Source organism: Paraburkholderia sp. C35 (genome assembly GCF_003121405.1).
GTDB lineage: Bacteria > Pseudomonadota > Gammaproteobacteria > Burkholderiales > Burkholderiaceae > Paraburkholderia.
This window is the reverse complement of the sequence record NZ_QBUY01000046.1, coordinates 57,458-65,939: the sequence shown is the minus strand read 5'-3', so window position 1 is coordinate 65,939 and position 8,482 is coordinate 57,458. Positions and strand designations below refer to the sequence as shown.

The following is an 8,482-nucleotide window of genomic DNA, read 5'->3' as shown; positions in this document are numbered from 1 at the left end:
CGCGTAAGATCGTCGGCTGCGTCAGATGTGTATAATAGACTGCTCTGAGACCGACTGTGAGGCTTTTTCTGAAAATTTCAGGGGACGCAAAATGCCGAAAAAACTGGAGCCAAGCGTGCGGCGCGCGCTTTCCTCCCACTTTCTCTACCTTGATGACCTTCTTGCAAAGGCTTTGTCGGCACTCAATTTGGGCGACCCGCACCCGAGAGCTTTCTCCCGTTACGAGAGCGATCTGTCCGCCGACCAGCGCGCTTCAATCGCACAAGGCATCGCCCGTGTCTGGATGCTGCTCACCGAGTTCGGCGCTCAATGGAGCCTCGATCTGCCGGCTCCCCCGATGCTGTGTACTCATGCACTGAAGGTCGATCTTCAGTTCATGGATATTGCGCTTGACGAGATGTCGCCGCGCACACTGTCCGGATATGGGAAACCGGGTGAAGACTTTTTGCTTGCCTATCGTGATCTTCAGGCAGAGTTGCGCAATGAAATCAGGACCATGTCACACGAGCTGATAGTCGATGGCGGAAGCGACACCTGAGTTTGGGGCTATAGCGAAAGCAACGACGCCAGATAAAGGCCGAGCGCCGTCATCAATGCCGAACCAGTGACATGAACGATGATTTCAAGCAGCCCCCATCCAAAGCGTCCCTGCTGAATATGTGCGGTGACTTCGGCCGAGAACGTGGAGAACGTCGATAGTCCACCCATAAGGCCGGTGATGACGAACAGTTTCCAGACGACCGATGCAGCTGGATAACGACTGAAAAATCCTACCGCGAGGCCGATCACCAATCCGGCCGTCAGGTTCGCGGCAAGTGTTCCGGGCGGCAGGTCTGGATACAGCGCATTCAGACGCAGGCCGAGACGCCAGCGAATAAGCGATCCGGTTGCGCCGCCAAGACCGATCGCAAGAAGAGAAGTGATCATGAGTCGGAGCGGAAGGGAGCATTCCTGGTTGGCGGAGCCGCCTTCGCCTGTCGTCTTCCTCCCAGGCAGGGAATGCGCGGCCGTGCGACAAAACACATGGTCCTTCTACCAACACTGCATGCTACACTCGTGTCACGGAGATGGCATTCCTCCCGTAACCGCCGGCTTGCCGGCTAATGATGCCTACGGTTTCCTGGGTCAGGAAGTTGTAGGCACGTCCCTCAGCGTCCTGCTGCCCCGGATTTGAACAGCGCGTTTCAGGTCTGGTTTCAATGTTTCGACATTCCGCTTTCTGAAAGATTGAGCTTCGCAGGTGAGAGTCTTGCGAGCACACGAGCGCGTGTGGCTCGCGGGAGTGAACTCGCGTGTGCGAAGATAGCGGCCGGACCTTGGATGGACAGGGGGTTCCTGTGACGAAGGGTAGTCAGCTCACACTCTACGCAGCCACCCAGAGCCATCGAAAACTGCACAAGACAGTGGTCGAATGGGTGCTCGAAGAAATAGCGAAAGTTGGCATTCACGGTGCGACGGTAACTGAGGTCAGTGAGGGAATTGACGCGCACGGGAAATATCACGCGGCGCGCTTCTTTGAACTCGTTGACCAGCCCGTGGCAGTTATGGTGGCCGGCCCCGACGCCCAGATTGACACGTTGCTCGCCAATCTCAATGCCGGTGGCGTACGCCTGTTCTTCACTCGCTGTCCCGTTGAATTCGAAGTGCTTGGGGAGCCCGATGATCAGCATCAGACAGAGGTGAAACCATGAGCAGCCGCGCACTCATCTCAAGGATAGTTGCCGACGAGGTGCTCGATTCGCGTGGCAATCCGACCATAAAGGTTCGGGTTGCTCTCGACGACGGGACCACTGGCGAGACCATCGTTCCCTCAGGTGCGTCGACGGGTAAATTTGAGGCGGTTGAGTTGCGCGACGGTGATGCCGCCCGTTACTGCGGTAAAGGCGTGCTCACAGCCGTCAGCAACGTCAACAATGAAATCGCTCTTGCGTTGCGCGGTCAGGACGTGCTGGATCAGCGCCAGCTTGACGAACGACTGATCGCGCTCGACGGTACTGATTCCAAATGCCGGCTTGGCGCGAATGCCATACTCGGCGTATCGCTGGCGTGCGCCAGGGCTGCGGCTCAATATCAACGTCTTGCCCTGTTCCAGTTTCTCGGGGGCGCCGACTCGCACGTGCTTCCAGTACCGATGTTTAACGTGCTCAATGGCGGCAAGCATGCTGCAGATGGTCCCGATATACAGGAGTTCAAGATTGTCCCCCTGGGTGCACCGACTTTCCGGGAGGCATATCGCTACGGGGCGGAAACCTATCATGCCCTGCGCGGCGTCCTTGCGGAGATGGGGACGTCGACTAATGTAGGGGACGAAGGCGGCTACGTGCCACAGCTCAAGTCTAATCTGGCAGCGATGGACGCCCTTACCCGTGCGATCGAGCGGGCGGGGTACCGGCCAGGCGAGGATATCGCAATCGGCCTCGATCCTGCGGCCAGTTCGTTCTTCACAGACGGTGCTTATCGCCTGACGCGCGACAGGCTGTCGCTATCGACGCAAGACATGATCGGCTACTGGAAATCCTGGGTGAACGCCTATCCACTCGTTTCACTTGAGGATCCGCTCGCCGACAGCGACTGGTCGGGGTTTGCCGCTATCACGCGTGAGCTGGGCGCGCGCGTGCAGATTGTCGGCGACGACCTTTTCGTGACCAACCGGAAGTTTCTGAAGCGCGGGATAGTGGAGGGATGCTGCAACAGCATCCTGATCAAGCTGAACCAGATTGGCACCGTCACGGAAACGCTGGACACGGCGCATATGGCCATGGCAGCCGGATACACCTGCCTTGTATCGCACCGTTCCGGCGAGACGTCTGATACGAGCATCGCGGATCTGGCTGTGGCGCTGAACTGTGGTCAGATCAAATCCGGGGCACCGGCGCGCGGGGAGCGAGTGGCGAAATATAACCGGCTCCTCGAGATCGAGAACATGCTCGGCGCAGCCGCTGTCTTTGCCGGGCGCAACGCGTTCAGCACTCTGAGATGGAGCACGTAGATCGCGCGACAGGCGTCAGCAGACAGTGCCCGCTGCATTGCACTATTTACATAGCGGCTGAGCAGTGACCTAGAATAAATGCAGGCCAGGACCCTCGCACGGCGGCCTTTGAACAGCGCTGTCGGTCCGACGGTCGGCAAGGGAGATTCGCATGAACGGATTCCAACTGACGTTCTACACGGAGCAGAACAAGCGACACGGACACAGGACGATCTGTGAGTGGTTACTGCACGAGGTGAAGGAGCTGGGCATTCGCGGCGCTACGGTCATCAGCGGCAGTGAGGGCATCGGCCATGCCGGGGCGCATCACGCGGCGCACATGCTCCGGCTCGCCGACCAGCCCGTGCAGATTATCGTCGTCGTTACCGACGACGAGGCACAGCGTTTGCTCGATGTTGTTCGGGCCGAGCACGTGCACCTGTTTTATACGCGTTCGCCCATCGAATTTGGGCTGCTTGGTGAAGACGATCCGCAGCACCATCCGAAGAAGTTCTCGCTATTTCACAAGAGAGGGGCGCACTGACAGGAGGACGGCTGTCCAGATCGTAACCTGTCACCTATACTCAAAATCGTGTCTGGTGGAGATGGCATTCCTCCCTAACCGCCGCTGATTGTCCGCGGCTGATGATGCCTACTGGGATCCCGGGTTTGCCGGGCCGGTAGGCTTTTCATTTACCGGCTCCCGTCTTGCTGCAGTCCCGGGCGATTGATTGCACGAAGATGGGAAGAAGATGGAATGTGCCGGCTGCTCCTTCTTCCGTGACGTCTGCGCGCGTGGCTGGCTCGCAGAACTAATGTGCTCCTCCGTTTGTACGCAGGAGCCGTCTCATGCGTGAGGTCCTCCTTCAGATAGCGCAGGTCGTCACGGTCATTGCGCTTTCCCCGTTGCTGCAGGGCGTCGTGCTTCAATGGGAAGAGCGGGTGCAACGTTCGCGCGGCCCAGGCATCTTCCAGCCTTATCGCGATCTGTGGAAGCTGTTTCACAAACAGCTGGTCGTGCCGGAAACCTCGTCGTGGATCTACTGGGTCGCGCCGCCGCTCGCATTTACCTGCATGTTGACGGTGCCTATCCTCATTCCGGTTCTCACGGACTTTCCGCTACCGCTATCCGACATGGGCGATATCCTGGGAGGCGGTCTGATTCTCACTCTCGGTTCCTTTGCCATCGTACTTGCGGGACTTGATTCAGGCAGTGCCTATGGGGGCATCGGTTCTTCGCGGTCGGTGATGCTGGGCATACTCGCTGAACCTACGCTGATTCTTGTGTTCGTCGGCATCACGCTGCTCGCCAAGGCGATGCTGCCGTTTGTCGTCAATCATTTGCTGGAGGAAAACCCGTCCGTCTACTGGAGTCCGGCGCATCTGTTTCTGGTCTTCGCGTTCTTCGTTCTGCTGCTCGTCGAGACCGACCGCTTACCGATTCATTCGAGTACGCACATCGAGGTGTACATGATCGAGGAGGCACGCATCCTCGAATACTCGGGGCCTTTGCTGGGACTACTCAAATGGGCGTCGATGATGAAGCAGTTCATCCTGTACACGATTTTCTGCAATGTGCTGACACTGCCCTGGGGGCTTTCACGGGAGGGCACTGCGATCGGCGCGTTGGGTGCCGCAGCGGGACTCTTTCTCAGGATGCTCGTGGTCGTGATCGCGGTGGTGGTGGTGGAGACCGCGCAGTCGCGGCTGCGGTTTTTCCGCTATCAGGAGCCGCTCGCGGCGTCTTTCATGCTTGCCGTACTTGCCATCGCGGCAAACCAGCTGAGGTGACCATGCTGCTGGCCCATCTGAGTCCGCTTGCCGCCTCGCTGTTCAGCCTGCTCGCCATCGGTAGCCTGCTGTTTGCTTTCGTGATGCTCGGTTCCCGCTGGCTGAAAGACTATCTGCTCGCCTTTACGGGCGAGTCGTGGCTGATTGCCCTGCTCTCGGGCACGGTCGGCTACTACGGCAACTATCACGAGCTGTATTTCATCGCGGTGCTCACGGCGCTCTTCCGCGGCATGCTTTTGCCATACCTGATCTGGCGGATCATCGTCCGGCTCGAAGTCGAGCGCGAACTGCATGTGATCCTGCAGCCGAGTTCAAGCCTCGTGGCGGGCGCGCTGCTGGTGCTTTTCGCATTCGTCATTTCGAATCACCTTGGCAACAGCCTGGGATTGGGCGGCACGGTCGTTGTCCTCGCGCTGACGGTAATGCTGTCGATGAAGCTGATCGGATTTCTCATGCTGGCGGTGCGTCACGAGGCAATCAGTCAGGTGCTCGGGCTGCTGATACTGGAGAACGGCATCTTTCTCGGTTCGCAGATTCTGGTGCCTGGCATGCCGATGCTCATCGAGCTGGTGCTGCTGTTCGACCTGCTCGTGATTGTCGTTAGTTTCGGCGTACTGGTGCGGTATCTGGTTGCACATGTGGGCAGTACCAGCAGCCGGGAATTGCGACGCCTGGTGGGGTGAGCATGACAGCCGCCCTCATCCTTGCCATTGTCGCCGCGCCCACCCTCGCGGCCATCGTAAGCGCGCTGATCCGGATGCGTCACGTCGGGGAGTACGTGAATCTCATCGCGGCGCTTGTGTGCCTCGTCGCGACTTTCCTTCTCGCGGCGACCCGGGATCGGCCACGCGAGTTTCTGAACGGATACGTGCTGGTCGACGCAATTGGTGTGTGGACACTTGTCTGCACGGCCCTCGTATATTTCCTTGCCTCGGTGTACGCGATCGGCTATATGCGGCTGCTCGTCGAAGAACGTGAACGGCTTCCACAGTTCTATGCGCTCTTTGCTGCGTTCGCGGCGACGATGGTGTGCGGTCCGCTGATGAACAATATCGGTGTGTATTGGATCGCGATAGAACTGACCACGCTGGTCAGTACCTTTCTGGTTGGATTCGAGAAAGGCCAGGAAGCCATTGAGGCCGCGTGGAAATACATCATCGTGGTGTCCGCCGGTATCAGTCTCGCACTTCTCGGTACCGTGCTTTTCTACTGGGCGGGGAGTCTGGTTATAGGGCCCACGTACGACATGACGTGGGACACGCTGCGCCGCGCTGCGCCGCGCATGAACCCCGCACTCACGCAGATGGCCTTTTTGCTCGTCCTCGTTGGCTATGGGACCAAAGCGGGGCTTGCGCCGATGCACACGTGGCTTCCCGATGCACACAGCGAAGGCCCGGCACCCGTTTCGGCAATGCTCTCAGGCGCGCTGCTCAATACCGCGATGCTGGGCGTCGCACGCTTCCTAACGGTGACGGACGCAGCCAGCCCGTCGATGCTGCCGCGCACGGTGCTAGTCGGGTTTGGCGCATTTTCGCTTTTCGTCGCAGCGCTGTTCATCGTCCGGCAACGCGGCATCAAACGGCTGATGGCGTATTCGAGTGTCGAGCATATGGGCGTACTGGCGATGGGGTTCGGGTTTGGCGGGCCACTTGCGATTGCGGCGGTGCTTTACCACATGCTTAATCACTCGCTGAACAAGTCGCTGATGTTCTTCGGCGCGGGTAACGTGATGCGCCTGTTTGGCACCAAGGAGATCGATGACATCCGTGGTGTCTGGACGCGATTTCCGGTCACGGGTGCGCTGTGGCTGGCGGGCGCCGTGGCGATCACGGGCGCGCCGCCGTTCGGCCTGTTCCTGAGCGAATTCACGATGATGCGCGCGGGTCTCGCGACGCCAAATGCCTGGGCCGTTATCGTTCTGCTGGTGCTGTTGATCGTGATTTTCATCGGCTTTCTGAACCATTTCAGGCAGATGTATTTCGCTTCGTCGATTCCGGCCGCAACGGCCGATAGCGACGACGACATAGAGAAAGACGGACAGCTTCGACATTCCGCTGCCGCCACACTCGCTACCGAGAGCGCCCAGCCGAACCTGTGGATGACGCTTCCCATGTGGCTCGCGCTCCTGCCTGTCCTCATCCTTGGCCTCTGGTGGCCGCAGGAACTATGGCGGTTCTTCGAAGCGGTAGCCTCGGATCTCGGAAGGAGTGCCCCGTGAGCAACTGTATTCTGCAGGCGACCACTGCGCCGCGCATCGGCAGGACGATCGATGAGCTTCTTGCTTCCGGTGGGCGTATGCAGATGGCCTACGCATGGTTTCCCGAATCCGGCGCGCCTGCCGAACTCCGGTACATCGCCACTGTTCGCGGACAGCGCGCCTTTGCGGTCTGGCACATGAAGTCGGATGCGGCAAACGTACCGAGCATGGCTGGAAAATCGCCACTCCTTGGATGGTATGAGCGGGAAATGATGGAGATGAGCGGAGTCGAGTTCTCTGGCCATCCACAGCCGGAGCGACTGGTGACGGCTCACATGGCTCAGACAGCCCAGCCGCCGCTGGTGCCCGTCGCAGACGCTCATGTTCATGAGCATGCGACCTCGCGAACGCTTGCTATGCCGTCACTGCCGCAGGTCTCGGGCAAGCATGTCCAGCTACTTCCGTTTGGTCCGGTCCGCGCAGACGTGGTGGAGTCCGCCCAATTCATTTTCTACTACATTGGCGAAGGCATCTTGCATTACCACCCGAACCTCTTCCTGAAACATCGGGGCATGGAAAAACAGTTCGAGTCGACAGATCCAATGGCGGGTGTTTTGACGGCTGAACGCGTGTCCGGTGTAGGCAGTGTGGCGCATGCGCTTGCGTTCTCGCAGGCCGTGGAAGACGCCGCGGGTTGCGAAGTTCCCGAACGGGCACGGTGGATTCGCGTGATCGTGGCCGAGCTCGAACGGGTTTACAACCATCTGCATTATCTGGGGCATCTGTGTCATACGACAACGCTCAAGGTCGGCGAGGCGGAAGGGAAACTTCTCGAGGAACGGGCCAAACAAATGAATGCACGCGCAACCGGCAGCCGGTTCCTGCGCAACGTGATCTGTCCAGGCGGGGCGCGCCGTGACATCGACATGCTGGCTATTGCAGAAGGACTGGATGGTATGCGCAGTGAGATCGACCGCTATATCGGACTGATTGAACGGACGACCAGCCACATCGACCGGCTGATTTCGACCGCGCCACTCAGCCAGCAGCTCGCCTTCGATCAGGGGGCGTCGGGACCTGTCGAGCGAGCTTCCGGGGTCGATCGCGACCTGCGCCGGGATCATCCGTACGCAGCCTATGACGTTCTTCAGCCTGTTGTTGCTACGCACGCGCAGGGTGATGCGTTCGCGCGTATGAAGGTCCGCATTGCCGAACTGCGAGCAAGCATCCAACTGCTCGATGCGGCGGTGATGCATGGAATGGACGGCGGATTACTGGTCGCCCCGTACACGCTGCCTCCGCATTCCGAGGGCCTCGGCTGGTCCGAGTCGCCTCGCGGGACCGTGCTCTACGCGTTGCACTTCGATGTCAATGGCCGTATAGCGAGAGCAAAGATCAAGTCAGCGTCTTTCTCGAACTGGAACGCTTTCCAGTTCACGGTCAACGACAGCAACATGATGGACTATGCGATCAACGAGGCAAGTTTCGGTCTGACGATCGCCGGTTGCGCCCGCTAGATGAGGACA

Annotated in this window: 9 protein-coding genes and 2 riboswitches; of the genes, 8 read left to right on the top strand and 1 reads right to left on the bottom strand. The window is 59.2% G+C overall.

From position 1 onward, the window contains the following. Positions 1 to 91 precede the first annotated feature (91 nt). Positions 92 to 538, top strand: a complete 447-nt coding sequence (locus DK391_RS24730) for a hypothetical protein (protein WP_162600906.1) — start codon at positions 92 to 94, stop codon at positions 536 to 538. An 8-nt stretch (positions 539 to 546) separates the two neighbouring features. Here DK391_RS24730 and crcB read toward each other — a convergent pair whose 3' ends face one another. Further along, positions 547 to 927 (bottom strand): fluoride efflux transporter CrcB, encoded by a 381-nt coding sequence (crcB, locus tag DK391_RS24725; protein WP_109480631.1) that lies wholly within the window; start codon positions 925 to 927, stop codon positions 547 to 549. Positions 928 to 1,054: 127 nt separating this feature from the next. Continuing rightward, positions 1,055 to 1,120: riboswitch (Fluoride riboswitch) on the top strand. A gap of 217 nt (positions 1,121 to 1,337) precedes the next feature. Between crcB and DK391_RS24720 the strand changes: the two genes are divergently transcribed. The 7 genes from DK391_RS24720 to DK391_RS24690 all read left to right on the top strand — a co-directional run bounded on the left by DK391_RS24720 (position 1,338) and on the right by DK391_RS24690 (position 8,473). After that, positions 1,338 to 1,691, top strand: coding sequence for a DUF190 domain-containing protein (locus tag DK391_RS24720; RefSeq protein ID WP_109480634.1), 354 nt, complete (start codon positions 1,338 to 1,340; stop codon positions 1,689 to 1,691). Further along, positions 1,688 to 2,989, top strand: a complete 1,302-nt coding sequence (eno, locus tag DK391_RS24715) for a phosphopyruvate hydratase (RefSeq protein ID WP_109480630.1) — start codon at positions 1,688 to 1,690, stop codon at positions 2,987 to 2,989. The genes DK391_RS24720 and eno overlap by 4 nt, the downstream gene beginning before the upstream one ends. Before the next feature lie 151 nt (positions 2,990 to 3,140). Continuing rightward, positions 3,141 to 3,512, top strand: a complete 372-nt coding sequence (locus DK391_RS24710) for a DUF190 domain-containing protein (RefSeq protein ID WP_109480629.1) — start codon at positions 3,141 to 3,143, stop codon at positions 3,510 to 3,512. A gap of 48 nt (positions 3,513 to 3,560) precedes the next feature. Then, positions 3,561 to 3,630: riboswitch (Fluoride riboswitch) on the top strand. Positions 3,631 to 3,817: 187 nt separating this feature from the next. Continuing rightward, positions 3,818 to 4,759 carry an NADH-quinone oxidoreductase subunit H gene (locus DK391_RS24705; protein ID WP_109480628.1) on the top strand — a complete coding sequence of 314 codons (942 nt, stop codon included), beginning with the start codon at positions 3,818 to 3,820 and terminating at the stop codon, positions 4,757 to 4,759. A 2-nt stretch (positions 4,760 to 4,761) separates the two neighbouring features. Next, complete coding sequence (locus DK391_RS24700; protein ID WP_109480627.1) at positions 4,762 to 5,442, top strand: hydrogenase; 681 nt, start codon at positions 4,762 to 4,764, stop codon at positions 5,440 to 5,442. A gap of 2 nt (positions 5,443 to 5,444) precedes the next feature. After that, positions 5,445 to 6,977, top strand: a complete 1,533-nt coding sequence (locus DK391_RS24695) for a proton-conducting transporter membrane subunit (protein ID WP_109480626.1) — start codon at positions 5,445 to 5,447, stop codon at positions 6,975 to 6,977. Next, positions 6,974 to 8,473, top strand: coding sequence for a nickel-dependent hydrogenase large subunit (locus DK391_RS24690; RefSeq protein WP_204117432.1), 1,500 nt, complete (start codon positions 6,974 to 6,976; stop codon positions 8,471 to 8,473). Before DK391_RS24695 ends, DK391_RS24690 begins: the two co-directional genes overlap by 4 nt. Positions 8,474 to 8,482 lie beyond the last annotated feature (9 nt).

Bases quoted from the DNA above. Each gene is read 5' to 3' on its own strand.
- DK391_RS24700 (WP_109480627.1), top strand. From the start codon at position 4,762: ATGCTGCTGGCCCATCTGAGTCCGCTTGCCGCCTCGCTGTTCAGCCTG.
- DK391_RS24695 (WP_109480626.1), top strand. From the start codon at position 5,445: ATGACAGCCGCCCTCATCCTTGCCATTGTCGCCGCGCCCACCCTCGCG.
- crcB (WP_109480631.1), bottom strand. From the start codon at position 927: ATGATCACTTCTCTTCTTGCGATCGGTCTTGGCGGCGCAACCGGATCG.
- DK391_RS24730 (WP_162600906.1), top strand. From the start codon at position 92: ATGCCGAAAAAACTGGAGCCAAGCGTGCGGCGCGCGCTTTCCTCCCAC.
- DK391_RS24705 (WP_109480628.1), top strand. From the start codon at position 3,818: ATGCGTGAGGTCCTCCTTCAGATAGCGCAGGTCGTCACGGTCATTGCG.
- DK391_RS24710 (WP_109480629.1), top strand. From the start codon at position 3,141: ATGAACGGATTCCAACTGACGTTCTACACGGAGCAGAACAAGCGACAC.
- eno (WP_109480630.1), top strand. From the start codon at position 1,688: ATGAGCAGCCGCGCACTCATCTCAAGGATAGTTGCCGACGAGGTGCTC.